Here is a 25,575-nt window from a genome sequence, read left to right as displayed (position 1 = left end):
TCAGGCAGTGCGTGGCCCATCCGGTCACGCTTGGTCAGCAGGTAGGCGAGGTTGTGCTCGTTGGGTCGCGGAGTGAGCGGAACCCGCTCGGCGACCTCGACACCGTACGCCTCGAGGTGGCTCACCTTCTCAGGGTTGTTGGTCAACAGCCTCACCGAGTCGACCTTGAGGTCGCGCAGGATCTGCGAGGCGGCGCCGTAGTGGCGCGCGTCGGCAGGAAGCCCGAGGTCGAGGTTGGCGTCGACGGTGTCGCGGCCGCCGTCCTGCAGCTGGTAGGCCTGCAGCTTGGCGAGCAGCCCGATCCCGCGGCCCTCGTGGCCGCGCAGGTAGACGACGACGCCGCACCCGGCCTCCGCGATCCGCGCCAGCGCCTCGCGCAGCTGGGGGCCGCAGTCGCAGCGCTGCGACCCGAACACGTCCCCGGTCAGGCACTCCGAGTGCACCCGCGCGAGCACGGGTTCGCACCCGGCGGTGTCGCCGTAGACCAGCGCGACGTGCTCGACCTCGTCGTCGGTCGTGCGATAGCCGTACGCCGTGAACTCGCCGAACTCGGTAGGCAGCCGCGTCACCGCGCGCCGCTCGACCAGCACCTCGGTGCGCCGCCGGTAGGTGACCAGGTCGGCGATCGAGATCATCGCCAGACCGTGCTCGTCGGCGAACTCGCGCAGCTGTGGGGCACGCTGCATGGTGCCGTCGTCGTTGACCAGCTCGACCAGGGCGCCGGCGGGCTCGAGACCGGCCAGGCGGGTCAGGTCGACGGTGGCCTCGGTGTGGCCGACCCGCACCAGCACTCCCCCGTCGCGCGCCCGCAGCGGGAAGACGTGGCCGGGCCGGGTCAGGTCCGCGGCCGACGAGCTCGGCCCGGCGAGCAGCCGGGTCGTGAGCGCCCGGTCGGCCGCCGAGATCCCGGTCGAGACGCCCTCCTTCGCGTCCACGGAGACCGCATAGGCCGTCTGCTTGCGGTCCTCGTTGACACGAGTCATCGGGGGCAGGTCGAGGGCGTCGAGCCGGTCGCCCGGCAGCGCCACGCAGATCACGCCGGAGGACCAGCGGATCGCGAACGCCATCACCTCCGGGGTCGCCAGCTCGGCGGAGAAGATCAGGTCTCCCTCGTTCTCCCGGTCCTCGTCGTCGACGACCACGACCGGCTTCCCGGCCGCCAGGTCGGCGATCGCCTTCTCGACCGGATCCAGCCGGACCCCGGCGTACTGCTCCTCGCCCGATGAACCGGGCCCTCTGTCGATACTCATGACCGCACCCCTCCCAGGAGCTTCTCGACGTGCTTGGCGATGATGTCGGTCTCGAGGTTGACCTCGTCGCCGACGGCCCGGAAGCCCAGCGACGTACGCGCCAGGGTCTCGGGGATGAGGCTGACCGTGAACGCGTCCTCGCTCACCGATACGACGGTGAGGCTGATGCCGTCCACGGCGATCGAGCCCTTCTCGACGACGTAGCGCACCAGCTCGGGATCCAGGGAGATCGTGACGACCTCCCAGTGCTCGCTCGGCTCGCGTGAGACGACCTTGCCGACCCCGTCGACGTGCCCCTGCACGATGTGGCCACCGAGCCGGGTCGCCGGAGTGACGGCGCGTTCCAGGTTGATCCGGTCACCGACCTCGATCGCATGCAGGCTGGTGCGCTTGAGCGTCTCCAGCATGACGTCGGCGGTCCACTGACCGGCCCCGGTGGTCGCGCTTGTCGAGACCCCCGAGCCAGTCGCGACCGTCGCCACAGTCAGGCAGCAGCCATTCACTGCGATCGACGCGCCGAGCGTGACGTCCTCGAGCACGGTCTCGGCCGAGAAGGTCAGGCGTACGGCGTCGCCCTGGTCCTCGATCCCGGCAACCGTGCCGAGCTCCTCAATGATCCCGGTGAACATCTAGCGGTCCTCTCTGTTCTGAGCTTGTGGGGCGGGCTCCAAGATGAGCCGTACGTTCGGCTCATCGCCCTCTGTGGCCGGCGCGAGCACGTCGACCGAGCGCACCCGCGGCCGGAACGCGTCGGCGATGGTGGTGATCCCGAGGTCGGCGACGGCCGAGCGACCGGCGCCGAGCAGGAACGGGGCGACGTAGACGACGATCTCGTCCACGACGCCCGCCTCCAGGAAGGCCGCGGCCAGCGTCGGCCCACCCTCGAGAAAGACATGGCGGCGCTCGCGCTCCCACAGGGAGGCCAGCGCCTCGTGCGGGTCGCGGGTACGCAGGTGCAGCGACGGTGCCCCAGAGGAGAGTCCGGAGTCGAAGATCTTGCTCTCCGCCGGCAGGTTCCGCTCCCCCATCGCGACCCGGAGAGGCTGTACGCCGACCGGCCGGTCCTCTTGGTCGCGGACCGTCAGCGCGGGGTCGTCGACCGCGACCGTGTTGGTGCCGACCAGCATCGTGTCGCTCAGCGCCCGCAGCTTGTGGGTGTCGAGCCGCGCGGCGCGCGAGGAGACCCAGCGCGAGGTGCCGTCGGCGGCGGCGCTGCGTCCGTCGAGGGTGGTGGCGAACTTCCAGGTGACGTAAGGGCGCTGCAGCTCCGCGGCATGGGTCCAGACCCGGTTGAGCGCACGGGACTCCGCGGCGTACAGGCCCTGCTCGACCTCGATCCCCGCCTGCTTCAGCGTGTCGGCACCCCCGGCGGCGACGGGGTTGGGGTCGGCCTGGGCGTAGACGACGCGGGCGACGACGGCCTCGATCAGCGCCTGCGAGCACGGGCCGGTGCGGCCGGTGTGGTTGCACGGCTCGAGCGTGACGACCGCGGTCGCTCCTCGCGCGCCCTCGCCCGCCTTCGCCAACGCATCGACCTCGGCGTGCGGCGTACCCGGCCCGCGGTGGAACCCCTCGGCGATCATCGACCCGTCGGAGCGCAGGAGTACGCAGCCCACTCGTGGGTTGGGGTAGGTCGCCGGCCCCGGGGCGCCGATCGCAGCGGCCAGCTCCAGAGCGCGGCGCATCGCGCCCGGCTCCGGGTCACGCTGGTCCAAGCACTTCATCTGATCCCCTCTGGTCCGTCTCACGGACTCCGGGGTCAGGCCGAGACATCGCGCCAGACCTGTCTGATCAGGTTGGCCACGACGAATCGGGCTGCGTGCGTCTTCCCATCCGGACTTTAACCGTCGGTCCAAGACTGAGAGGTTTCCCTCTGGCACTTGGTCAACCGGTGGCTGGCTGCCATCGGGTCGCGGACTTCTGAGCCCCACAATTGGTAGAGGGACTCAGTCACCGCCGGCTCGGAATTTCACCGACCCCAGAGCACGCGAGCACAAGCTCGTCTGACACCGATTGTGCCACACCGTGTCAGAGGCATGTCAGGACGACGTCAGTGATGAGACGCACTCTCGATCCATGACCACACCTGACATGTTCTGGACCCAAGGCTTGCACCGATCCCTGCAGCAGCACCCCGACGAGCCGGCGACGATCTTCGGCGACCGGGTACGCACCTTCGCCGAGCAGGCCGACCGCGTCACCCGCCTGGCGGGCGCACTGCGCGACCTGGGGGTGCGCCACGGCACCCGCGTCGGCATCCTCGGCCTCAGCTCCGACCGCTACGCCGAGCTGCTGCTGGCCATCCCGTGGGCCGACGGAGTCTTCAACGCGCTCGACACCATGCGCGACCCCAGCGAGATGGGGCCGATGCTCGCCGAGTCGGAGACCCGGATCCTCTTCGTCGACGACAGCTTCGCGGCGAGCGTACCTGCCATCCGCGCGGCCTGGCCGGGGCTCGACACCGTCGTGCACATGGGCGAGGAGCCGGCGCCGTTCGACATGCCCGCCTACGAGGACCTGATCGCGGCCAGCGCCCCGGTGCCCGACGCGCTGCGTGGCGGTGACGCCATCGCCGGGCTGCTGCACACCGGCGGCACCACCGGCCTGCCCAAGACCGTGATGCACTCCAACCGGGCGCTGATGACCCTGACGCTCGCGCTGGGCACGTCCTTCCCCGGCTTCGTCGCGCCGGGCACCCGCCTGCTCCAGCTCACCCCCATGTCCCACGTGTCCGGGGTCGGGTCGAGCATGGCGATGTCGCAGTTCGGGCGTACGTTCGTGCCGCTGCCCCGCTTCGCGCCCGCTGCCGCCCTGGAGCAGATCGCCCGGCACCGGATCACCGCGATGTTCATCGTGCCGACGATGCTGCAGGCGATGGTCGACCACCCCGACGTCGCCGGGCACGACCTCAGCAGCGTCGGGACCATCTTCTACGGCGCCTCCCCGATGACCGAGTCGCTTCTCGAGCGTGCCATGGCCGCCTTCCCCGGGGTCGGTTTCGGGCAGCTCTACGGGATGACCGAGGCGATGTCGCCCACGATCCTCACCGAGGACGACCACCGCCCCGGCCCGCAGCGGGCCTCCGCCGGCCGCGCCTCGGTGATCTCCGAGGTGCGCGTGGTCGACGCCGACGACAACGACGTCGCGCCGGGCACAGAGGGCGAGATCCTGCTCCGCGGCGCCGGCGACATGGTGGGCTACTGGAACGACCCGGCCGCGACCGACCACGTACGCCGCGGCGGCTGGACGCACACCGGCGACGTCGGCCGCCTCGACGAGCGCGGCTACCTCTACGTCGTCGACCGCCTCAAGGACATGATCATCGTCGGCGGGGACAACGTGCACTCGGCCGAGGTCGAGAACGCGCTCTCCTCGCACCCGGACGTCGCGACCTGCGCGGTCATCGGCGTCCCCGACGGCGAGACCGGCGACGCCGGCGAGCGGGTGCACGCGGTCGTCGTGCTTCACCCCGGCGCCGAACCCGACGACGATCGGCTCCGCAAGCACTGCGCCTCCCTCGTCTCCGGGTTCAAGGTGCCCACCAGCTGGGAATACGCAGCGGCGCTGCCGACGACGCCGACGGGCAAGGTCCTCAAGCGCGACCTCCGGGAGAGGTATTGGGAAGGCAGACAGCGACAGGTCAACTGACCTGACAGAATCAACTGACCTGCCAAAATCAACTGACCTGCGAGGACCGGCGCCGACAAGTAAAGTGGTTGGCCTCCCGGGACGAGGTGGTCAGTGTGCGGTTCGACGTGCTCGGTCCGCTGCGTCTTTCCGGCGGCGACCATGAGTCCATGGTCACCGGCACACTGCGCCGCAACCTGCTCGCGCTCCTGCTCGTGCGTGCCAATCGGCCGGTGCCCGCCTCGGTCCTGACCGATGCGCTGTGGGGCGCGGACGGCGATGACGTCTCGGTGCGCCTGTACACCCAGGTGCACCGACTGCGCGCGCTGCTCGACGATCCCGGTCGGATCTCCTCCGACGAGTCCGGTTACGCGCTCCGGATCGGACCGGGCGAGTCCGACGCCGCGCGCTTCGAGGAGCTCGCCCGGTCGGCGACCGACGCCGCTCCGGGGAAGGCGGTAGCCATCCTGCGGGAGGCGTTGCGCCTGTGGCGAGGACCGGCGTACGCCGGTATCGGCCAGCTCGAGGTCGCCGAGGAGGCCGCCCGGCTCGAGGAGCGCCGGGTCGACGTGCTGGAGGCCCTCTACACCGCTGAGCTCGATGACGGCCGGCACGCCGAGATCGCCGGCGAGCTGGGCGAGGCGGCGCGGCTGCACCCGCTGCGGGAGCGGATGCAGGTGCTCCTGATGGCCGCCCTGCATCGCAGCGGACGACAGGCCGACGCGCTCGCCGCCTACCGGCACGCCCGCGAGGTCCTCGTCGACGAGCTCGGCCTGGATCCCGGGCCCGAGCTCCGCGAGGCGGAGAGGGCGGTGCTCGAGGGCCGCCCCATCGGCACCGGCGGGCGGGCCGCCACACCGCCCGTCGACCTCGAGCCCGAGCCCGACCCCGAGCCGGGCATACCCGCGCAGCTCCCGCACGCACCAGCAGGGTTCGTGGGACGTACGGCTCACCTCTCCGCCCTGGGTGGCATGCTCCGCGAGGCCTCGCCGGTGCTTCTGACTGCTGTGGTCGGCGGAGGCGGTGTCGGCAAGACCGCCCTCGCGATGACCTGGGCACACCTGGTCAAGGACGAGTTCCCCGACGGCCAGCTCTATGCCGACCTGCGCGGCTATGGGCCCGACCGGGCGACGCAGGCGACCGAGGTTCTGGCCGCCTTCCTCCGTGGGATCGGCGTCGAGGGCAACTCGATCCCGGAGGACCCCGACGAGCGAGCGGCCCGGTTCCGGACGCTCGTCGACGGGAGACGCATGTTGATCGTGCTCGACAACGCGCGCTCGGCCGAGCACGTACGCCCTCTCCTGCCCGGCTCGGCGACCTGCCGGGTCGTGGTGACCAGCCGTGACGCGCTCTCCGGGCTGGTGACCAAGGAGGGCGCGCACCGGATCAACCTGGACCGGATGAACCCCAGCGAGGCGACCCACCTGCTCACCTCGCTGGTCGGCGAGCGGCCCGACCCCGAGCCGGAGGCGATGGCCGAGCTGGCGGCACGCTGCGCGGGAGTTCCGTTGGCGCTGCGGATCGCTGCGGAACGGCTGCGCGACGCACCACATCGTCGGGTGGCGGACCTGGTGGCCGATCTCTCCGATGACGGCGCCCGGCTCGACGTACTCGACGGTGGCGACGAGGACACCTCGCTGCGTGCCGTCTTCGACGCCTCCTACAGCCACCTCTCGGCGGAGGCGGGGCGGCTGCTTCGCCTGTTCGGGATCCATCCCGGTCGTGACTGCGACCTCGGCGCGATCGCCGCCCTCGCGGGCCTTCCGCTGTCCACCACCAGGCAGCTCGTCCGCGCCCTGACCCGTGCGAACCTCGTCGAGGAGTCCGGTCCCAGGCGCTACGGCCTGCACGACCTGCTGTGGACCTACTCCGCCGAGCTGGCCGAGACCGTGGATCCGCCCGAGGAGCACGAGGCCGCCCTGGGACGGCTGCTCGACCACTACCTGGCCGAGGCGGCTCGCGCCTCGACCATCATCTTCCCCGAAGAGACCGTGCACTCCGGCGATGTGGGAAAGAGCCTGCCCGCGTACGCCGACGGGATGCGGTGGCTCGACGGCGAGCGGGCCAACCTCCTGGGCGCCGGCGACGTCGCGGTCGACATCGGCCGCCCCGACTACGTCATCGCCCTCTCCCGGATCCTGACCTGGTACCTCGACGTCGCCGGCTACCTCGACGACGCGCGGGCACTGCACGAGAGGGCGCTCGACCTCGCCCGCAGCACCGACGACGTCGTCGCCGAGGGGACGGCGCTGCGCGGGATCGGGCTGGTCCACTTCCGCGCCCGCCGCTACGCGGAGAGTACCCGCCTCACCGAGCGCGCGCTCGCCATGCACCAGGACGCCGGCGCGACGACCCAGGCGGCGACCACCCTCAACTGCCTCGGCGTCCTCTACGGCTTCAGCGGCAGGACCGCGGAGTCCGAGCGCGCGTTCGTGCGCGCCATCGACCTCTACCACGAGATCGACCCGAGCTGGCTGATGGCCTACCGGCCGCTCACCAGCCTCGGGCTGCTGCACCGGCGTCGTGGGAACCTCGAGGAGGCCGAGCGCCTGCTGCACGAGGCGTACGCACGGACGGTGGACGCCGGGCTGCTCGTCGGGCAGGCCCACGCCGCGTACGGGCTGGCGGGCCTGCACCGCGACAAGGGACGACTGGGTACCGCGCTCGAGTTCGCCCGCCGCGCGGAGAGCCTCGCGGGCGAGGCGGGATTCCGGCTGCTCCAAGGTCTCTCCCGGGTCCGGCTCGGCAGCATCTACGCGCGCCTGCGCGACTTCGCCGAGGCCCACCGCGTCTACCAGCGCGCGCTCGCCGTCGGTGTGGCGATCGGAAGCCGGCAGCTTCAGGCGCAGGCCCTCAACGGCGACGCCGAGACGTACGCGACCGAGCAGCTCGACGCTCGGGCGGCCGCCGCCTTCCGCGAGTCGCTGGCGATCACCGGCTACCGAGGTGCGGAGTACGAGCGCGCCCGGGCGCACGCCGGGCTCGGCGCGGTCTGCGCGAACCACGGCGACGACGCCGGCGCCGTCGAGCACTGGCAGGAGGCGTACGACCTCTTTCGGGGGCTTGGTGCCGTCGAGGCCGACCCGGCTCAGACCGAGCTGGCCGCAGCCGTGTCCCGCAGCGAACGAACCATCGCGTCCGGGTCGTCGGCCGAGTAGACCGCGGAGCCGGCGACGAACACATCGGCACCGGCCGCGGCGCAACGCTCGATCGTCTCCAGCGAGACCCCGCCGTCGACCTGCAGCCAGGTCTCGACGCCGGCCTTCTCCATCATCGCCCGCGTCCGGCGGATCTTCGGCAGCACGATGTCGAGGAACTTCTGGCCGCCGAAGCCGGGCTCGACGGTCATCAGCAGCACCATGTCGAGCTCGGCCAGCATGTCCTCGTACGGCTCGATCGGGGTCGCCGGCTTGAGCGCCATCGACGCCCGGGCACCCTTCGCGCGGATCTCGCGGGCCAGCCGCACCGGCGCCTTGGCCGCCTCGACGTGGAAGGTCACCGATCCGCAGCCGGCCTCGACGTACGCCGGGGCCTCGCGATCGGCGTCCTCGATCATCAGGTGCGCGTCCAGGGGCACGTCGGTGGAGCGCGCCAGCGCCTCGACCATCGCCGGCCCGAAGGTCAGGTTGGGCACGAAGTGGTTGTCCATCACGTCCACATGGATCCAGTCGGCACTGGGGATCCTGGCCACCTCCGCACCCAGGGCTGCGAAGTCGGCGTTGAGGATGGACGGGGTGATCTGCATGGTCACGGAAGCACCTTAGTTGGTATCGGTCGGATAAATAACCGCGCACTCGGCCCGCCCGACCCCGGATTCGTGGCTAGGGTGCCGGGCACGGCTACGCATGTGATTCGAGTCACATCCGCGGTCGAGGGACCCATACCGGGTCGCTGACCAGACTGGTCGACCAACAAGCGAGGTTAAGCGATGAGAATCTCCCGGAGAATCCTTCCGGCGTTCGCGGCAGGGGCCTTGGCGCTCTCGCTCGCGTCGTGCGGCGCGGAGTCCGAGCGCGGAAGTGGGGGCTCTACCCTCACCTTCGGCGCCGCGGGCGCGCCGTCCACCTTCGACCCCTTCTACGCCACCGACGGCGAGACCTTCCGCATCTCGCGGCAGATCTTCGACACCCTGATCGACTCCAAGCCCGGCACCTCCGAGATCGAGCCCGGCCTGGCCGAGAGCTGGGAGCCCGACGCGACCGGCACCAAGTGGACCTTCAAGCTCCGCGAGGGTGTCACCTTCACCGACGGCGAGCCGTTCAACGGCGAGGCCGTCTGCGCCAACCTGGAGCGGATGTACGACCAGAACCCCGACGGCCAGACCGCGGGCGAATACTGGGGCTCGTTCTTCGGCGGCTTCAAGAACGACGCCGAGAAGGACCCCTCGCTCTACAAGGGCTGTGAGGCGTCCGACGAGAACACCGCGGTGATCACCATCGACCACGCCACCGCCAGCTTCCCGACCCTGCTGTCGCAGACCTCGTTCTCGATGCAGTCGCCCAAGGCGATGGAGGAGGGCGACGCCAACGGCATCAAGGCGGCCGGCGAGGGCTTCACCTTCCCCGAGAACGCCAAGAACCCGGTCGGCACCGGGGCGTTCAAGCTCGACAAGTACGACCAGGCCAACGGCACCGTGACCCTGACCCGCAACGACGACTACTGGGACGAGCCCGCCAAGTCCGAGAAGCTGGTCTTCCGGATCATCCCCGACGAGTCCACCCGACGCCAGGAGCTCGAGGCGGGCTCGATCAACGGCTACGACCTGCCCAACCCGGTCGACTGGAACTCGCTCGAGGAGCAGGGCAACCAGGTCGAGATCCGCGACCCGTTCAACATCCTCTACCTGGGCCTGAACCTCAAGGACAAGAAGTTCCACGACCTCAAGGTCCGCCAGGCGATCTACCACGCGCTCAACCGCGAGGAGCTGGTCAAGTCCCAGCTGCCCGAGGGGGCCAAGGTCGCCACCCAGTTCATGCCCGACACGGTCGCCGGCTACAACAAGGACCTCGAGCCGTACGCCTACGACCCCGAGAAGTCCAAGCAGCTGCTCAAGGAGGCCGGCGCCGAGAACCTCGAGATGACCTTCGCGTTCCCGACCGAGGTCAGCCGTCCGTACATGCCGGACCCGTCCACGATCTACGACGCCCTGCGCGCCGACCTCGAGGCCGTCGGCATCACGGTCAAGGCGGTCTCGGCACCGTGGACGGCCTACACCGACAACGTCTCCGCCGGAAAGTACGACGCCCACATCCTCGGCTGGACCGGTGACTTCAACGACGCGTACAACTTCCTCGGCTCCTTCTTCACCGAGCCGGTCGCCAACGACTTCAAGACCTCCAACATCTCTTGGGGCAAGAAGCTCGCCGCCGACCTGCAGGGCGCCGACGCAATCGTCGACGAGGCCGAGCGCACCAAGAGGTACGAGGAGATCAACGAGCAGATCATGACCGAGTATCTGCCCGGTTTCCCGATCAGCCACTCCCCGCCGGCCATCGTGGTCGACGCCGACACCGAGGGCCTGGTCCCCAGCCCGTTGACCGCCGAGGACTTCGCCCCGGTCTCCGTCGGCGGCGAGTAGCCCTCTCGCTGGTCGAGCCGCGAGACCGTCGCCGGCCTCGCGGCTCGACCGAGGAATGACGCACCCACGAAGGAGAGAACTTGCTCAGATTCGTCCTACGCCGCCTGCTGCAGATGGCGGGCGTGATGATCGTGCTCTCCTTCCTCATCTTCGCCTGGCTGCGTGCGCTCCCCGGCGGTCCGGTCTCGGCGATCCTCGGCGAGCGAGCCACGCCCGCCACCCGAGCCGCGCTGGAGAAGACCTTCGGGCTCGACCGCCCGGTCTGGGAGCAGTACCTGCTCTTCCTCGACCGGATCGCGCACGGCAACTTCGGCGCCTCGATCCGGGTGCAGGCCGGCACGGACGCGCTCGAGATCTTCTTCGACCGTCTGCCGGGGACCATGGAGCTGACGGCATTCGCCCTGACCATCGCGATCTCGATCGGCATCCCGCTCGGCTACCTGGCTGCCCGGCGCCGCGCGACGTTCCTCGACAACGCCTCGATCATCACGTCCCTGGTGGGCATCGCGGTGCCGGTCTTCTTCCTGGCGTTCCTGCTGAAGTACGTCTTCGCCGTCCAGCTCGGCTGGCTGCCGGTCTCGGGGCGGCAGACGCCGACCATCGACGCCACCCACGTCACCAACTTCTTCATCCTCGACGGGCTGCTCACCGGGGAGTACGACGCCTCGTGGGATGCGTTCCTGCATCTGATCCTGCCGGGCATCGCGCTCTCGTCGATCCCGTTCGCGTACATCTTCCGCATCACCCGGGCCTCGGTCCTGGAGGTGCTGGACGAGGACTACGTACGCACCGCCGAGGCGAAGGGACTGACCTCACGCGTCATCCGCGGGCGCCACGTCCTCCGCAACGCCTTGCTACCGGTCACGACCATCATCGGCCTCCAGGTCGGCGGGCTTCTTGCCGGGGCGGTGCTGACCGAGCGCGTGTTCTCGTTCCGCGGTGTCGGCGACGCACTGGCCGTCGCCGCGACCGAGCGTGACTACGCGGTGCTGCAGATGCTGATCATCGCGGCCGCCGGGGTCTATGTGGTCGTCAACCTGCTGGTCGACATCGCCTACGCCGTCATCGACCCCCGCGTACGGACGAGGTGACCTGGTGATGCCCTCCAAGCTGACTGCCTCCAAGAAGGCGCGCATCGACACCCTGGCGGCCTCGGTCGCCGAGGTGGAGGTCGCCGAGGCCGGGACGGTCAAGGACACCGGCGGCGAGTCGCTCCTGGCCGGTGCCTGGCGCCGGCTGCGCCGCAACCCGATCTTCCTGATCGGGCTCACGATCACCACGCTGTTCGTGCTGCTCGCGATCATCTCGCCGTGGCTGGCGCCCTGGGACCCGGCGGCGCAGCCGCTGATCGACAAGGTGGAGCGGCAGTCCAACCCGGTGCCGGGCCCCGAGCCGGGCTTCCCGCTGGGCGCCGACAACCGTGGACGCGACCTCCTCTCACGCCTCCTGGTCGGATCGCAGCAGACCCTGGTCGTCGGTGTCCTGGCGACCCTGATCGGGCTCTCCGGCGGGCTCGTGCTCGGCACCCTGGCCGGTGCCTTCGGCGGCTGGGTCGACGCCCTGGTGATGCGCATCGTCGACGTGATGCTCTCCATCCCCGGCCTGCTGCTCGCCTTCTCCCTGGCGGCGCTGGCGGCCCGGCCCAGCCAGTGGACGGTGATCATCGCGATCGCGGTCGTCCAGATCCCGATCTTCGCGCGCCTGCTGCGCGGCTCGATGCTCGCCCAGCGCCACAGCGACCATGTCCTCGCGGCGAGAGCCCTCGGCGTACGTCCTGTCTCGATCGTGCTGCGGCACATGCTGCCCAACTCGATGGGGCCGGTGATCGTGCAGTCGACGCTCGTGGTCGCGACCTCGATCATCGACGCGGCGGCGCTGTCTTTCCTCGGGCTCGGGAACCCGGACGACCGGCGGCCGGAGTGGGGTCAGATGCTCGGTGCCTCGCAGCAGTACCTCAACGAGCATCCGCACCTCGCCTTCTGGCCGGCCGGCTGCATCATCGCGGTCGCGCTCGGCTTCACCCTGATGGGCGAGTCGCTGCGCGAGGCCCTCGACCCGAAGACCCGGAGGTAGGCTCATGAGCGAGCCGTTGCTGTCCGTGAAGGACCTCCAGGTCACCTTCACCCGTCATGGCGCCGAGCCGTTCAACGCGGTCGACGGGGTCTCCTTCGACGTACGTCCCGGGCAGACCGTCGGGCTCGTCGGCGAGTCGGGCTGCGGGAAGTCGGTGACCTCGCTGGCGGTCATGGGGCTGCTCCCCCGGCGGGGCAACTCGGTCTCGGGCCAGGTCCTGTTCGAGGGGACCGACCTGCTCGGCCTCTCCGCCGCGCAGATGCGTGAGCGGCGTGGCCGGGACCTGGCGATGATCTTCCAGGACCCGCTCTCCTCCCTCAACCCGGTGATCTCGATCGGGGTCCAGGTCGCCGAGGTCGTGCAGCGCCACCGCGGGCTGTCGAAGTCGGCGGCCATGGAGGAGGCCAAGGCGATGCTCGACAAGGTCGGCATCCCGGACCCGCGGCGGCGGCTGCGGGAGTATCCCCACCAGCTCTCCGGCGGCATGCGGCAGCGTGCCCTGATCGCGATGGCCCTGGCCTGCCGGCCCCGGCTGCTGATCGCCGACGAGCCCACGACCGCTCTCGATGTGACGATCCAGGCCCAGATCCTCGCGCTGCTCAAGCAGCTGGTCTCCGAGTCGGACACGGCGCTGGTCATGATCACCCACGACCTCGGCGTCGTCGCCGGGATGTGTGACGACGTCAACGTGCTCTACGGCGGTCGCCTGGTCGAGCGGGGTATGCGGCACTCGCTCTTCGCCTCGCCGGCGCACCCCTACACCAACGGTCTCCTCGGCTCGATCCCGCGCCTGGACACCGGCCGCGGCGAACCGCTCAACCCGATCCCGGGTTCGGTCTCGGACAACCTGCCGTGGGCCGGTGCGTGCGCCTTCGCCCCACGCTGTCCCTCGGCCGCCGAGGACTGCCTCGTCTCCTCTCCCCCGCTCCTCCCGCACGGTGGCGGCGGATCCGACGGCGAGGGCGCGCTGCGCTGCTTCCACCCGGTCATCCCGGTCGCCCCGGCCGTGTCGACGGAGGTCTCTCGATGAGTTCTGACGTATTGCTGTCCGTCGCCGGGGTGAAGGTTCACTTCCCCATCAAGCGCGGAGTGATCTTCGACAAGACGATCGGGCACGTCTACGCCGTGGACGGGGTCGATCTGGAGATCCGCCGGGGCGAGACGTACGGCCTGGTCGGTGAGTCTGGGTGCGGGAAGTCGACCCTGGGCCGGGCGATCCTGCGTCTCGAGAACCTCACCGAGGGGTCCGTCGTCTTCGACGGCGAGGACCTGGCGCCGCTGCGTGGGGAGGCCCTGCGCCGCAAGCGCCAGGACCTGCAGATGGTCTTCCAGGACCCGCTCTCCTCCCTCGACCCGCGCCAGTCGGTGCAGTCGCTGCTGGTGGAGGGCATGAGGGCGCACGGCCTGGCCTCGGACAAGGAGGCGACCAGCGCGAGGCTGCGTGAGCTGATGGACGCGGTCGGGCTGCCGGAGGCGGCGCTGTCGAAGTATCCCCACGAGTTCTCCGGCGGGCAGCGCCAGCGCATCGGGATCGCCCGGGCGCTCTCGGTCAACCCGGCGCTGATCGTGGCCGACGAGCCGGTCTCGGCTCTCGATGTCTCGGTGCAGGCTCAGGTGATCAACCTGCTGGAGTCGTTGCAGGACTCCCTCGGGCTGACCTATCTGGTGATCGCCCACGACCTCGCGGTCGTGCGCCACATCAGCGACCGGGTCGGGGTGATGTATCTCGGCGGCCTAGTCGAGGAGGCCGACGCGGACTCCCTCTACGCCACTCCCCTGCACCCCTACACGCGCGCCCTGATGTCGGCGGTGCCCATCCCCGACCCGGCCGTCGAGGACGCCCGCGAGCAGATCCTGCTGACCGGCGACCTGCCCTCGCCCGCTGATCCACCCACCGGGTGCCGGTTCCACACCCGCTGCCCGTGGAAGCAGGCCGAGCGCTGCGACACCGAGCGACCCGAGCTCAGGACGCTCGAGATCGGCGGCGTCCCCTCATCGCACCGGGTCGCCTGCCACTTCGCCGAGCCGATCGCGAACGGCGAGATCCAGCCCCACCAGGTCGAACCAGAGCTGGTGGCGCCGTTCGACCCCGACGCTGTCGTCGAGGTCGGTCCCTGACCGTCGCGATCTGGCGCGATGGTTGCCACGATCGCCCACTCGCCGATCTCAGTTCATCGCGGCGCCGTCAGGACCAGACCAGGCCCATCAGCGGGCGAAAAATTTCGCCCGCGCGCGACCCCTTCTCCTGACCGGTGCCTTTGATGGCGGTCAGTGGCTGATCGTGAGGCGACACACCCCGTCGTTCCAGGCGCCGAGATCGCGCCGTGGCTCAGAGCTCGGCCAGGTCGGCGTACGTCATCCCCTCGAGGGTGTCGCGGAAGACCCGGCGCTCGCCGGGGGCGACGGGGACGTGGTTCTCGACGACCAGGACGGTGCAGCCGGCCGCTTCGGCCGAGCGAGCGCCGGTGTTGGAGTCCTCGACCGCGACCGTGTCGGCGGCGTCGACGCCGAGCGCAGCCGCCGCGGTGAGGTAGGGCTCGGGGTGGGGCTTGCCGTTGCGCACCTGGTCGCCGGTGACGATCACCTTGAAGGTGCCCTCGGGCAGGTGCTTGAGGATGGGGCCGACGAAGCGGGCGTACGACATGGTCACCAGCGCGCACGGCACGCCCTGCTCGACCAGGTCGGTGAGCAGCTCGCGCGCACCCGGGCGCCACGGGACCTCGCGCTCGACCCGCTCCACGACGCCGTCGAGAAGCATCTCGACGATCTCCTCGGGCTCCTGCTCGAGGCCCATCCCCTCCTTGACCAGCCGCGCCGACTCGATCAGCGCGTTGCCGACCAGCCCCATCGCCTGCTCCTCGGACCAGGTCGCCCCGAAGCGCTCGGCGATCGCATACTCCGTCGCCATCCAGTAGGGCTCGGTGTCGACCAGGGTGCCGTCCATGTCCATGAGAACAGCCGCGGGTTTCATGGCTGGAATCCTGCCACAGCGTCCGTGGCGAGCGCCGTTGGCAGGGTCCGCGGGCGTCAGCGGACGTACTCGTCGTAGGTCCGCTGCCCGCGGAACGGAGCGACGTGCTGGGCGAGGATCCCGACGGGCACGGTCTCGCGCTTGAGGACGCCGTACTCCTCGGGCCAGCTGCCGTCGCGCGGCAGCTTGAAGGAGCCCATCAGCATGTCGACCACCGGCAGGTGGATCGCGTAGTTGCGGTCCCAGTAGTCGAGGTGCCGGGCGTGGTGCCAGTGGTGGTAGCGGGGCAGCACGATGAGGTACTCCAGCCAGCCGAACCGGATGCCCAGGTTGGCGTGCGCGACCACCGCCTGAATGCCGACGAGCACGGCGTAGGCGTTGACGACCTCCTGCGTGAACCCGAGGAACAGCAGCGGCAGCAGCACGATGCTGCGAGTCAGCACCGTCTCGACGAAGTGCACCCTGGAGCCGGCCAGCCAGTCGAGCTCGGGGCTGGAGTGATGCACCGCGTGGAAGCGCCACAGCACCATGATCCGGTGGTAGCAGCGGTGCAGCACCGCCTGGGCGAGGTCGGCGAGGAAGACCGCCAGCGCGAACGCCACCACGAACGGCAGGTCCGTGATCCAGGCCTGTACGCCCGGCACCTTCGCGGACTCGACCACCAACGACGTCGAGGTGGTGACCAGGATCAAGATGAGCTGCACCAGCACGTGGCTCATGAAGAAGTAACAGGCATCGGTGCGCCAGCCGGGTCGGAAGACCGGCACCGGGCGGCGCGCGAAGGCGTGCTCGAGCGGGATGAACACCAGCGCCGAGAAGAAGAGGGCGAGCACGAACCAGTCGAGGCCGAGCGCGAACGGCGTGTCGTTGACCGGCCCGTCGAACGGGACATCGGTGCCACCGAGGAGTACGGCGGCGGTCGCGGTGCCGACCCCGATGAACGTCATCCGCTTGTGCTGGTCGCGCAGCACCGCGATCGTCCCGGCGAAGAACGCCGCGGCCAGTCCGATCAGCAGCAGCGTACGCGCGAAGTCCTCGGAGTAGATGGCGCGGAACTCACGGGTGGTCAGCAGCTCAGGGAAGTGGAAGCACAGCACTGTCGCCAGGCTCAGGACGCCCAGGAAGCACGAGCTGGCGGGAGCGAGCAGATGGTGGCGCAGCAGGGCGAGACGTGGTCGCCGCGGCGTGGCATCGGTGGCTGACATGGCAGCAGTCTGGCTGCGCAGCGGGGCGGTGCGCCTGAGCTCACATACTCATTTCCCGCGGCGGAGGTCTGGCGCGGAGGTCTGGCGCGGAGGTCTGGTGCGGGGAGACTCAGCCGACCCGGACCGGCTCGATACGGTCGGTCCCGGCGTAGACGTTCATCGACGATCCTCGCAGGAAGCCGACCAGGGTGAGGCCGTTGTCGTCGGCCAGGTCGACGGCGAGCGAGGAGGGTGCCGAGACCGCCGCCAGCAGCGGGATGCCGGCCATCACGGCCTTCTGGACGAGCTCGAACGAGGCCCGGCCGCTGACCATCAGCATGCTCTCGCGCAGCGGCAGCATTCCCTCGCGCAGCGCGTACCCGATCACCTTGTCGACGGCGTTGTGCCGGCCGACGTCCTCGCGCAGACACAGCAGCGTCCCCTCGGCGTCGAAGAGACCGGCGGCGTGCAGCCCACCGGTGCTGTCGAAGACGCGCTGCTCCTCCCGCAGCCGCTCCGGCAGCGCGGACAACAGCTGGGGTGTGACCCGGAGCGGATCCTCGGCGACCGACCAGGCCGAGGACGTACGCACCGCCTCGAGCGAGGCCTTCCCGCACAGCCCGCACGAGGAGGTCGTGTAGAAGCTGCGCTCGAGCGAGGCGTCGGGTGGTGGGACCCGCGGGCTCAGCTGCACGTCGACCACGTTGTAGGTGTTGCTGCCGTCGTCGGTCGCACCGGCGCAGTAGCGAACGCTCACCACGTCGTCGGCGGCGTGCACCACGCCCTCGCTCACCAGGAAGCCGATGGCCAGGTCGAAGTCGCCGCCGGGCGTGCGCATGGTGACGGTCAGCGGCCGTCCGTTGACCCGGATCTCCATCGGCTCCTCCGCGGCGAGCGTGTCCGGGCGCCGCGAGATGACGCCGTCACGCACCCGGAGCACCGGTCGTCCTACTGTCACTCTGCCCACGTCAGCTCCCTGCGCTCTGGATCGGTCGGGTCCATGGTCCCACCGCCACGTTCACCGGACCGCGACCGAGTGTTACCGGTCCGGTGTCGCCAGTTGAACCGTAGACTCGGCAGGCGATGGCCCCGCCACGTACGATCTGGGCTCCACAAGATTCGGTGCCGGAGGGTCCGTGAACGAAATCCAGCTCGGCCGCCTGACCCTGGGACGCTGCATCGCCGAAGGGTCGCAGGGCCGCATCATCGAGCTGGCCGACCACCCCGGGACGGTCGCGAAGCTCTACCGCACGCGCGAGCTGGGGCTCGTGGACGGCCGCGCCCTGGGCGAGCTGGTGCGCATCCGCCGGTTCGTGGAGAGCGAGGGTCTCCAGGTGGACCACTTCGCCGCCTGGCCGCACACGGTCGTGCTCGACGGGCTGCGTACGTCCGGCTTCCTGATGCAGCGGGTGCACGACCCTTTCCTGGCCGGGTTCGGCCCGGCGACCGCGCTGGCCGAGCTGGGCCTGCTGGTGAACGTGGGCGACGTGCCGATGCCGGGGGTCTACGAGCGGGTGCTCCTGCTGCGCGCGCTGGCGGCCGCGATGGACGCGCTGCACCGCCAGGGGCTCGTCCTCGGCGACCTCTCGCCTCGCAACATCGCCTGGTCGGCGATGCCGGTTCCGCGCGTGATGCTCCTCGACTGCGACGGGATCCGGCCCGCCGGCGAGCCCGGGGTGCTGCCGCCCGCCGACACCCGCGGCTGGGAGGACCCCACCAACCTCGGCCACCAGCCGACCGCCGACAGCGACCGCTTCAAGCTCGCCCTCGCGATCGCGCGCGTGCTCACCGGCGACCGCAACGCCTCCCCCGGGCTCCGGCCCGACCTGACCTTCGCCGGTCAGGCCGGCATCCTGGTCGGACCGCTCACCCGGCTGATGGACCGCGCCGCCGGTCCTCCGGGGACCCGGCCGACCGCCGCCCAATGGGCCACCGTCCTGGACGTACGCAGCCCGTGGATGGGGGCCGGCCCGCCGTTGCCCCCGACCCCGCCGCCTCCTCCGATGCCCGCGCGGGGTCCGTCTCCCAGCGGCGAGATCCTGCGGCCCTTCCGGTTCCCACGCTGATCCCCGGCTCAGCTCGCCGACCAGCCAGACCACCGGGTGACGTCGATCGTGATCACCGGGCCCGCGGGCGGCTGGTCGCGATAGTCGTCGTACTTCGCGACCAGCGGACCGAGATCGTAGGACTCGTGCACCCTCGCCATCCCGTCGGCGCGTGCCCACCACAGCTGGGACCAGTCCTCGTCGTAGGAATTGACGAGCACCGAGACCGCCGGGTTCGCGACGATGTCCGTCAGCCGGCGCAGCCGGGTCGTCGACTTCGGCTTGTGATCGACCGCCGTGACCAGTGTGCTGCCCGCGATCGCGAAGACGATCGGCACGATCCGCGGGACTCCGTCGGCCGACGCCGTCGCCAGGTGCGCCACGCGAGCGTCGGTGAACCGCTCCCTCGCCCACTGCTCCTCGCGCCGCACCACACGAGCCTATGTGACCGAGATCAATCCGACGCGTACGTGCGGGACGGTACGCCGATGCGCTAGCGTCGCCGTGCCGGAAAGATTCAAGGCTGGTGTGGTCATTCCAGCCCTCGGTTCATCTGAGATGCAGTCGCGCCCGACGGCGCGAACCCACGGCGCCGAACCCGACGAACGGGTGGCGCACCGGGATCATCTCCACGCGTCCTCCGTTCCTGAACCAGATCGGATGATCATGGACAAGCGCACCGCAATTCTCGCCCAGATCGTGATGACCTTCCTGATGGCCCTGACGATGTCGGGCCTGATGTCACTCATCGCCATGGGCCCCTCCCTCGAATGGCTGGCTGCCTGGCCGGTCTCCTTCATCACCGCATGGCCGATCGCCTTCGTACTCACGATGGTCGCCTGGCCCGCGTCGATGGCGGTGGCCATGCGGCTGGCCCGACGGTCCTGACGGCTACGGTTCCTCCATGGCGCCTCGTCTCTCCCCCGTGCTCCGGTGACCCGTGCTGCCTGCTGAGGCCGAGCGGCTCCTCACTGATGAGCTGGTCGAGTGGCTTGCCGATCTGGTCGATCCGGCGCTGATCCGTCGGGAGTCGCCGAAGGCGCAGCGGGAGGGGCTGGCGGCCGCGGTCATCCACCGGGTCGGGGTCAACGAGGCCTTCGGGCTGCTGCACTTTCGCGACGGGCTGGAGCACAACCCGCTGCCGCTGCGCGACCCGGACGGGCTGCGGCTCGTCCTCGTCACCAGTCGCGGGGAGGACCTGGCCGTCGACGACGTGGAGTTCGCCGACTGGAGCCGCGACGACGACTGCCAGCGCTGCCGGACCGCACTGATCAGCTGGGAACCGCCGCCGTTCGACCCGACCTCGAGGATCACGTCGGTCGGCGCCCTCCATATTGCCTACGACCACGCCAACCGGGCGGGGATGACGCCCGAGCGTGTGTTGGTCCGTCTTCGGCCTGCGGTGGCCGAGGCGAACGAGGCGCTCGGGTCGTGGGTCGCGACAGGCTCGAGCTCCGGGGCGGTGGTTGGTGCGTACTGGCATCCTGCGACCGAGACCTGGGCCCAGGTGATCCCGCTACGGCTCGCGCCTGAGGGCGAGCCGGTCGCAGGTGTTCTCACCAAGCACCCCGACGGCTACCACCTCGTCACGATCCTGACGAGGCGTACGGCCTTCTGGAACATTGCCAGCGTCGGCCGGGTCCCACCGGCCTGGCTGGACGGAGCGGTCGACACCGCGGCTGGGTGACCCGAACCACCCTGCCAGGCCACGCCCCCGCAGAGATGACCTCCTTTGCGGGCGAAATTTTTCGCCCGCAAAGGAGGGCCACCCGTGAGTTGGCCGGCGGGTGGCTCGGCTCAGTCCTCGGGGTCGTAGCCCAGGTTCGGGGACAGCCAGCGCTCGGCCTCGGCCATGGTCCAGCCCTTGCGCTTGGCGTAGTCGGCGACCTGGTCCTGACCGAGGCGGCCGACGACGAAGTACTGCGAGTCGGGGTGACCGTAGTAGAGCCCGGAGACCGAGGCGCCCGGCCACATCGCCATCGACTCGGTGAGCTCGATGCCGGTGTTCTCCTCCGCGTCGAGCAGCGTCCAGATGGTCTGCTTCTCGGTGTGGTCGGGGCAGGCCGGGTAGCCCGGAGCGGGCCGGATGCCGGCGTACTTCTCAGCGATCAGGTCCTCGTTGGGCAGCTGACCCTCGGCGCCGGCGGCGTAACCCCAGAACTCGGTGCGTACGCGCTGGTGGAGCCGCTCCGCGAACGCCTCGGCCAGGCGGTCCGCCAAGGCCTCGACCATGATCGCGGAGTAGTCGTCGAGCTCGTCCCGGAACGCCTTGACGCGCTCGGGCAGCCCGATCCCGGCGGTCACCGCGAACGCACCGACGTGGTCGGCACCCGCACCCACCGGCGCGACGAAGTCGGCCATCGACTTGTTGGCGATGCCGGCGCGGTGCTGGCCCTGCTGACGCAGCTGGAACAGCGTCGCCCGCTCCTCGGTGCGCGAGGAGTCGGTGTAGACGACCACGTCCTCACCGGTCGAGTTGGCCGGGAAGAGGCCGTAGACGCCGCGCGCCTCGACCCACTTCTCCTCGATCATCTGGTCGAGCATCGCCTGGGCGTCGTCGAAGAGCTTGCGTGCGGCCTCGCCCGTGGAGGGGTTGTTGAGGATGTCGGGGAAGCGCCCCTTCATCTCCCAGGCGTTGAAGAACGGCTGCCAGTCGATGTAGTCGCGCAGCTCGGCGATCGAGTAGTCCAGCAGCGTGTGCACACCGGGCCTCGACGGCTCCACCGGCAGCGTCGCGAAGTCGATCTCGGGCTTGTTGGCCTTCGCCTGTACGTGCGTCAGGGACGCCCGCTCGCTGCGCTCGGCGTGGCGCGCGCGCAGCGAGTCGTAGTCGGTCTTGATCTCGGCCATCAGCGTCTCGCGCCGGCGAGCGTCGAGCAGGGCCGCGGCGGTCGGCACCGAGCGGGAGGCGTCCTTGACCCAGATCACCGGACCGTCGTACTTCCTGTCGACCTTCACCGCCGTGTGCGCACGCGAGGTGGTCGCGCCGCCGATCATCAGCGGGATGTCGAGGCCTACGCGCTGCATCTCGGAGGCGAAGCCGACCATCTCGTCCAGCGACGGCGTGATCAGGCCGGAGAGGCCGATGATGTCGGCGTCGTGCTCCTTGGCGGCGTCGAGGATCTTCTGGGCGGGCACCATCACACCGAGGTCGATGACCTCGTAGTTGTTGCACTGCAGCACCACGCCGACGATGTTCTTGCCGATGTCGTGGACATCGCCCTTCACGGTCGCCATCACGATGGTGCCGTTGGTGTCGGACTGGGAGAGCTCGGGGTTGGCGAGCTTCTCCTCCTCGATGAAGGGGATCAGGTAGGCCACGGCCTTCTTCATCACGCGGGCGCTCTTGACCACCTGCGGCAGGAACATCTTGCCCGCGCCGAAGAGGTCGCCGACGACGTTCATGCCGTCCATCAGCGGACCCTCGATCACCTCGATCGGCCGACCACCACGCGCGGCGATCTCGAGCCGCAGCTCCTCGGTGTCGTCCTGGACGTAGGCGTCGAGCCCCTTGACCAGCGCGTGCGTGATGCGCTCGCCGACCGGCAGCTCACGCCACTCCTCGGCCTTCTCCTCGGCCTCGGCGCTCTCCTTGTTGAACTTCGAGGCGATCTCCAGCAGCCGCTCGGCCGCGTCGTCGCGTCGGTTGAGGATGACGTCCTCGATACGCTCACGCAGCTCGGCGTCGATCTCGGAGTAGGGCACCAGCGCGCCGGCGTTGACGATGCCCATGTCCAGGCCCGCCTCGATCGCGTGGTAGAGGAAGACCGCGTGGATCGCCTCGCGCACCGGGTTGTTGCCCCGGAAGGAGAAGCTGACGTTGGAGATGCCGCCGGAGACCTTCGCCCCGGGCAGGTTCTGCTTGATCCAGCGCACCGCCTCGATGAAGTCCACGCCGTACGTCGCGTGCTCCTCGATCCCGGTCGCGACCGCGAACGCGTTGGGGTCGAAGATGATGTCCTCGGGGTCGAAGCCGACCTCGTCGACCAGGATCCGGTAGGCGCGCTCGCACACCGCGATCCGGCGCTCGTAGGAGTCGGCCTGGCCGTCCTCGTCGAAGGCCATCACGACCGCGGCGGCACCGTAGCGCTTGCACAGCTCGGCGTGCTCGATGAAGGCCTCGACACCCTCCTTCATCGAGATCGAGTTGACGATCGGCTTGCCCTGGACGAGCTTCAGGCCCGCCTCGATGACCTCCCACTTGGAGGAGTCGATCATGATCGGGACACGGGAGATGTCGGGCTCGGAGGCGACCAGCGTCAGGAAGCGGGTCATCGCCGCGACCCCGTCGATCATGCCCTCGTCCATGTTGACGTCGATGACCTGCGCGCCGTTCTCGACCTGCTGCGCGGCCACCGAGAGCGCGGTGTCGTAGTCCCCGGCCTTGATCAGGTTGCGGAACCTCGCCGACCCGGTGATGTTGGTCCGCTCCCCCACGTTGACGAAGAGGCTCTCCTCGGTCACCGTGAACGGCTCCAGACCGGACAGGCGCAGCGCGGGCGAGACCTGCGGCACGTCGCGCGGGCTGACGCCGTCGACCTGCTTCGCGATCTCGGCGATGTGGGCGGGGGTGGTGCCGCAGCAGCCGCCGACCAGGTTCACGAACCCGGCGGTGGCGAACTCGTGCACGTGCCCGGCTGTGTCGCTGGGGCCCTCGTCGTACTCACCGAAGGCGTTCGGCAGCCCGGCGTTGGGGTAGCAGGAGATGAACGCGTCCGAGATGCGGGAGAGCTCGGCGATATAGGGGCGCATCTCCTGGGCGCCGAGCGCACAGTTGAGGCCGACGAGGAGCGGCTCGGCGTGGCGTACGGAATCCCAGAATGCCTCGGTGACCTGCCCGGACAGGGTGCGTCCGCTCGCGTCCGTGATGGTTCCGGAGATGACGACGGGCCAGCGCCGGCCGTACTCCTCGAAGACCTGCTCGACGCCGAAGATCGCCGCCTTGGCGTTGAGGGTGTCGAAGATGGTCTCCATGAAGATCAGGTCGGAGCCACCTTCGACGAGCGCGCGGGTCGCCTCGGCGTACGCATCGCGCAGCGCCTCGTAGGTGACGTTGCGGGCGCCGGGGTCGTTGACGTCCGGCGAGATCGAGGCCGTACGCGACGTCGGGCCGAGCGTGCCGGCGACGTAGCGCGGCTTCTCGGGCGTCGCGTAGATGTCCGCCGCCGAGCGGGCCAGGCGCGCCGCCTCGAAGTTGATCTCGTAGGCGAGGTCGACCATGTCGTAGTCGATCAGCGAGATCGCGTTGGCGTTGAAGGTGTTGGTCTCGATGATGTCCGCGCCGGCCTCGAGATACTCCCGGTGGATGCCCTCGATGATCTGCGGCTGGGTGAGGTTGAGCAGATCGTTGTTGCCGACCAGGTCGGTGTGCCAGTCCTTGAACCGCTCACCTCGATAGCCGGCCTCGTCGGGACGGTCACGTTGGATCGCAGTGCCCATCGCACCGTCGAGCACCATGATCCGCTCCTTGAGGGTGGCAGTCAGGGTCTCGGTGACATCAGGGCGCAGACTCACTTCTGATTTCCTCTCCCAAGCGGGCAGCTATGACAGTTGTGGCTTCGTCCGAACACGCTACGGCGTAGGTGTGCGGACCAAGCCATCTCATTCCGAATCCTGACACCTTTGTCCAGCAGGTGGGAATTGCAAAGGTGTACGCACGGTGAACGACGCCGTCGCGCCCGCCCGGGTGACCTGCCCACATGACTGGGCCGACATGACTAGGGTGCTGGCATGACTAGTGTGGTGGCGTGATCGAGATCGAAGAGACCCGCGACCTGGTCGATCCAGTGGTGATCGCCGCGTTCGAGGGATGGAACGACGCGGCCGATGCCGCGTCCGGCACCGTTGACCACCTGATGGACGTCTGGGGGGCACGGGTGGTGGCCGAGATCGATCCTGAGGACTTCTACGACTACCAGGTCAACCGGCCGCACACCGGCACCGACGAGAACGGCTTCCGGAAGATCACCTGGCCGACGACACAGGTCGCCGTCTGCTCGCCACCGGATCTGAACCGCGACATCATCCTGGTGCGCGGCATCGAGCCGAACATGCGCTGGAAGCAGTTCGTGGGCGAGATCCTGGAGTGCATCGACGAGCTCGGCGGACAGCTCGTGGTGACCCTCGGCGCGCTCCTGGCCGACGCTCCCCACACCCGCCCCATCCCGGTCTCCGGCACCGCGACCGAGCCCGACCTCGTCGACCGGCTCAAGCTCGACTCGCCCACCTACGAGGGCCCGACCGGCATCGTCGGCATTGTCCAGGAGGCGTGCATCCAGTCCGACATCCCCGCGGTCTCCTACTGGGCCGCCGTCCCCCACTACGTCGCCGCCCCGCCCTGCCCCAAGGCCACCCTCGCGATCATCCACAAGCTCGAGGACCTGTTGCAGTGCTCCGTCCCCCTCGGCGACCTCCCCGAGGACTCCCGAGCCTGGGAGCGCGGCGTCAACGAGCTCGCCGAGGAGGACGAGGACGTCTCCGACTACGTACGCTCCCTCGAAGAGGCCCGCGACACCGTCGACCTCCCCGAAGCCTCGGGCGACGCCATCGCCCGCGAGTTCGAGCGCTACCTCAAACGCCGCTCCGACGACTCCTGACCCTCCGCGCCAAGGTGGCACCCCGCGCCGAGAAGTCACTTCTGCAGGCCGAACCGTCAGTTCTGCAGGTCGAAGCGTCAGTTCTGTAGGTCGAGTGGTCATAGCCGTGACTTCTCGGCCTGCAGAGGCGACTTCTCGGCCCGCAGAAGTGACCCCTCGGCCCGCAGAGGCGACCCCTCGGCCTGCGGGGGTGACCTCACGGCCTGCGGGGGTGACTTCTCGGCCTGCAGAGGCGACTTCTCGGCCTGCAG

The 25,575-nt window shown here is 69.7% G+C and carries 20 protein-coding genes and 1 riboswitch; of the genes, 11 read left to right on the top strand and 9 right to left on the bottom strand.

Features of this window, described 5'->3' with window-relative positions; translation table 11 throughout:
- The 3 genes from ACRDPS_RS00920 to ribD form a co-directional block, all read right to left on the bottom strand.
- On the bottom strand, window positions 1-1,250 hold a 1,250-nt coding region (locus tag ACRDPS_RS00920), incomplete at its 3' end, for a bifunctional 3,4-dihydroxy-2-butanone-4-phosphate synthase/GTP cyclohydrolase II (protein WP_431499734.1).
- Window positions 1,247-1,879 carry a riboflavin synthase gene (locus ACRDPS_RS00915; protein ID WP_431499733.1) on the bottom strand — a complete coding sequence of 211 codons (633 nt, stop codon included), beginning with the start codon at window positions 1,877-1,879 and terminating at the stop codon, window positions 1,247-1,249. The genes ACRDPS_RS00920 and ACRDPS_RS00915, both read right to left, overlap by 4 nt.
- Window positions 1,880-2,974: a bifunctional diaminohydroxyphosphoribosylaminopyrimidine deaminase/5-amino-6-(5-phosphoribosylamino)uracil reductase RibD gene (ribD, locus tag ACRDPS_RS00910; protein ID WP_431499732.1), complete on the bottom strand. Its 1,095-nt coding sequence runs from the start codon at window positions 2,972-2,974 to the stop codon at window positions 1,880-1,882. It lies immediately after the preceding gene.
- Between the two features lie 91 nt (window positions 2,975-3,065).
- Window positions 3,066-3,241: riboswitch (FMN riboswitch) on the bottom strand.
- Window positions 3,242-3,326: 85 nt separating this feature from the next.
- Between ribD and ACRDPS_RS00905 the strand changes: the two genes are divergently transcribed.
- Together ACRDPS_RS00905 and ACRDPS_RS00900 are read left to right on the top strand one after the other, a co-directional pair.
- Window positions 3,327-4,898, top strand: coding sequence for an AMP-binding protein (locus ACRDPS_RS00905; RefSeq protein ID WP_431499731.1), 1,572 nt, complete (start codon window positions 3,327-3,329; stop codon window positions 4,896-4,898).
- Window positions 4,899-4,993: 95 nt separating this feature from the next.
- The gene (locus ACRDPS_RS00900; RefSeq protein ID WP_431499730.1) at window positions 4,994-8,035 is read left to right on the top strand and encodes a BTAD domain-containing putative transcriptional regulator; all 3,042 of its coding nucleotides are present in this window, start codon (window positions 4,994-4,996) and stop codon (window positions 8,033-8,035) included.
- On the opposite strand, the gene rpe is transcribed toward ACRDPS_RS00900, so the two are convergent.
- Window positions 7,966-8,622 carry a ribulose-phosphate 3-epimerase gene (gene rpe / locus ACRDPS_RS00895; RefSeq protein WP_431499735.1) on the bottom strand — a complete coding sequence of 219 codons (657 nt, stop codon included), beginning with the start codon at window positions 8,620-8,622 and terminating at the stop codon, window positions 7,966-7,968. The genes ACRDPS_RS00900 and rpe overlap by 70 nt on opposite strands.
- A gap of 183 nt (window positions 8,623-8,805) precedes the next feature.
- Here rpe and ACRDPS_RS00890 point away from each other — a divergent pair, with 183 nt between their 5' ends.
- From ACRDPS_RS00890 to ACRDPS_RS00870, 5 genes are all read left to right on the top strand, one after another.
- On the top strand, window positions 8,806-10,455 hold the full coding sequence (locus ACRDPS_RS00890; protein WP_431499729.1) for an ABC transporter substrate-binding protein: 1,650 nt from the start codon (window positions 8,806-8,808) through the stop codon (window positions 10,453-10,455).
- A gap of 80 nt (window positions 10,456-10,535) precedes the next feature.
- A complete protein-coding gene (locus ACRDPS_RS00885; protein ID WP_431499728.1) occupies window positions 10,536-11,546 on the top strand; it encodes an ABC transporter permease in 1,011 nt (336 codons plus the stop codon).
- Window positions 11,547-11,553: 7 nt separating this feature from the next.
- A complete protein-coding gene (locus ACRDPS_RS00880; RefSeq protein ID WP_431499727.1) occupies window positions 11,554-12,528 on the top strand; it encodes an ABC transporter permease in 975 nt (324 codons plus the stop codon).
- A 4-nt stretch (window positions 12,529-12,532) separates the two neighbouring features.
- Window positions 12,533-13,558 carry an ABC transporter ATP-binding protein gene (locus ACRDPS_RS00875; protein ID WP_431499726.1) on the top strand — a complete coding sequence of 342 codons (1,026 nt, stop codon included), beginning with the start codon at window positions 12,533-12,535 and terminating at the stop codon, window positions 13,556-13,558.
- Window positions 13,555-14,646, top strand: coding sequence for an ABC transporter ATP-binding protein (locus ACRDPS_RS00870; protein ID WP_431499725.1), 1,092 nt, complete (start codon window positions 13,555-13,557; stop codon window positions 14,644-14,646). The genes ACRDPS_RS00875 and ACRDPS_RS00870 overlap by 4 nt, the downstream gene beginning before the upstream one ends.
- 211 nt (window positions 14,647-14,857) lie before the next feature.
- Here the strand turns inward: ACRDPS_RS00870 and ACRDPS_RS00865 are convergent, their stop codons facing one another.
- The 3 genes from ACRDPS_RS00865 to fdhD form a co-directional block, all read right to left on the bottom strand.
- A complete protein-coding gene (locus ACRDPS_RS00865) occupies window positions 14,858-15,499 on the bottom strand; it encodes an HAD family hydrolase (RefSeq protein WP_431499724.1) in 642 nt (213 codons plus the stop codon).
- 56 nt (window positions 15,500-15,555) lie between these two features.
- On the bottom strand, window positions 15,556-16,704 hold the full coding sequence (locus ACRDPS_RS00860) for a sterol desaturase family protein (RefSeq protein ID WP_431499723.1): 1,149 nt from the start codon (window positions 16,702-16,704) through the stop codon (window positions 15,556-15,558).
- A 109-nt stretch (window positions 16,705-16,813) separates the two neighbouring features.
- Entirely contained in the window at window positions 16,814-17,641 is an 828-nt protein-coding gene (gene fdhD, locus ACRDPS_RS00855; RefSeq protein WP_431499722.1) for a formate dehydrogenase accessory sulfurtransferase FdhD, read from the bottom strand.
- Between the two features lie 178 nt (window positions 17,642-17,819).
- On the opposite strand from fdhD, the gene ACRDPS_RS00850 reads away from it, so the two are divergent.
- Complete coding sequence (locus ACRDPS_RS00850) at window positions 17,820-18,749, top strand: hypothetical protein (protein WP_431499721.1); 930 nt, start codon at window positions 17,820-17,822, stop codon at window positions 18,747-18,749.
- 8 nt (window positions 18,750-18,757) lie between these two features.
- Here the strand turns inward: ACRDPS_RS00850 and ACRDPS_RS00845 are convergent, their stop codons facing one another.
- Window positions 18,758-19,159 carry a TIGR03668 family PPOX class F420-dependent oxidoreductase gene (locus ACRDPS_RS00845; protein ID WP_431499720.1) on the bottom strand — a complete coding sequence of 134 codons (402 nt, stop codon included), beginning with the start codon at window positions 19,157-19,159 and terminating at the stop codon, window positions 18,758-18,760.
- A 235-nt stretch (window positions 19,160-19,394) separates the two neighbouring features.
- Here ACRDPS_RS00845 and ACRDPS_RS00840 point away from each other — a divergent pair, with 235 nt between their 5' ends.
- Complete coding sequence (locus ACRDPS_RS00840) at window positions 19,395-19,616, top strand: DUF2798 domain-containing protein (protein WP_431499719.1); 222 nt, start codon at window positions 19,395-19,397, stop codon at window positions 19,614-19,616.
- 52 nt (window positions 19,617-19,668) lie between these two features.
- The gene (locus ACRDPS_RS00835) at window positions 19,669-20,415 is read left to right on the top strand and encodes a hypothetical protein (RefSeq protein WP_431499718.1); all 747 of its coding nucleotides are present in this window, start codon (window positions 19,669-19,671) and stop codon (window positions 20,413-20,415) included.
- A gap of 110 nt (window positions 20,416-20,525) precedes the next feature.
- Here the strand turns inward: ACRDPS_RS00835 and metH are convergent, their stop codons facing one another.
- Window positions 20,526-24,242 (bottom strand): methionine synthase, encoded by a 3,717-nt coding sequence (gene metH / locus ACRDPS_RS00830; RefSeq protein WP_431499717.1) that lies wholly within the window; start codon window positions 24,240-24,242, stop codon window positions 20,526-20,528.
- Between the two features lie 233 nt (window positions 24,243-24,475).
- Here metH and ACRDPS_RS00825 point away from each other — a divergent pair, with 233 nt between their 5' ends.
- Entirely contained in the window at window positions 24,476-25,324 is an 849-nt protein-coding gene (locus ACRDPS_RS00825) for a PAC2 family protein (RefSeq protein ID WP_431499716.1), read from the top strand.
- The last annotated feature ends 251 nt before the right edge of the window (window positions 25,325-25,575 follow it).

Origin of the sequence: Nocardioides sp., assembly GCF_050699375.1 — a bacterium.
Classification (GTDB): domain Bacteria; phylum Actinomycetota; class Actinomycetes; order Propionibacteriales; family Nocardioidaceae; genus Nocardioides.
Note: the sequence above shows the minus strand (reverse complement) of the source record. Positions and strands in the feature narration are given on the sequence as shown.

Excerpts from the sequence above, each read along its gene's own strand:
- ACRDPS_RS00915 (WP_431499733.1), bottom strand. The coding sequence starts at position 1,879 with ATGTTCACCGGGATCATTGAGGAGCTCGGCACGGTTGCCGGGATCGAG.
- ribD (WP_431499732.1), bottom strand. The coding sequence starts at position 2,974 with ATGAAGTGCTTGGACCAGCGTGACCCGGAGCCGGGCGCGATGCGCCGC.
- ACRDPS_RS00905 (WP_431499731.1), top strand. The coding sequence starts at position 3,327 with ATGACCACACCTGACATGTTCTGGACCCAAGGCTTGCACCGATCCCTG.
- rpe (WP_431499735.1), bottom strand. The coding sequence starts at position 8,622 with ATGCAGATCACCCCGTCCATCCTCAACGCCGACTTCGCAGCCCTGGGT.
- ACRDPS_RS00890 (WP_431499729.1), top strand. The coding sequence starts at position 8,806 with ATGAGAATCTCCCGGAGAATCCTTCCGGCGTTCGCGGCAGGGGCCTTG.
- ACRDPS_RS00880 (WP_431499727.1), top strand. The coding sequence starts at position 11,554 with ATGCCCTCCAAGCTGACTGCCTCCAAGAAGGCGCGCATCGACACCCTG.
- ACRDPS_RS00875 (WP_431499726.1), top strand. The coding sequence starts at position 12,533 with ATGAGCGAGCCGTTGCTGTCCGTGAAGGACCTCCAGGTCACCTTCACC.
- ACRDPS_RS00870 (WP_431499725.1), top strand. The coding sequence starts at position 13,555 with ATGAGTTCTGACGTATTGCTGTCCGTCGCCGGGGTGAAGGTTCACTTC.
- ACRDPS_RS00865 (WP_431499724.1), bottom strand. The coding sequence starts at position 15,499 with ATGAAACCCGCGGCTGTTCTCATGGACATGGACGGCACCCTGGTCGAC.
- ACRDPS_RS00860 (WP_431499723.1), bottom strand. The coding sequence starts at position 16,704 with ATGTCAGCCACCGATGCCACGCCGCGGCGACCACGTCTCGCCCTGCTG.
- ACRDPS_RS00840 (WP_431499719.1), top strand. The coding sequence starts at position 19,395 with ATGGACAAGCGCACCGCAATTCTCGCCCAGATCGTGATGACCTTCCTG.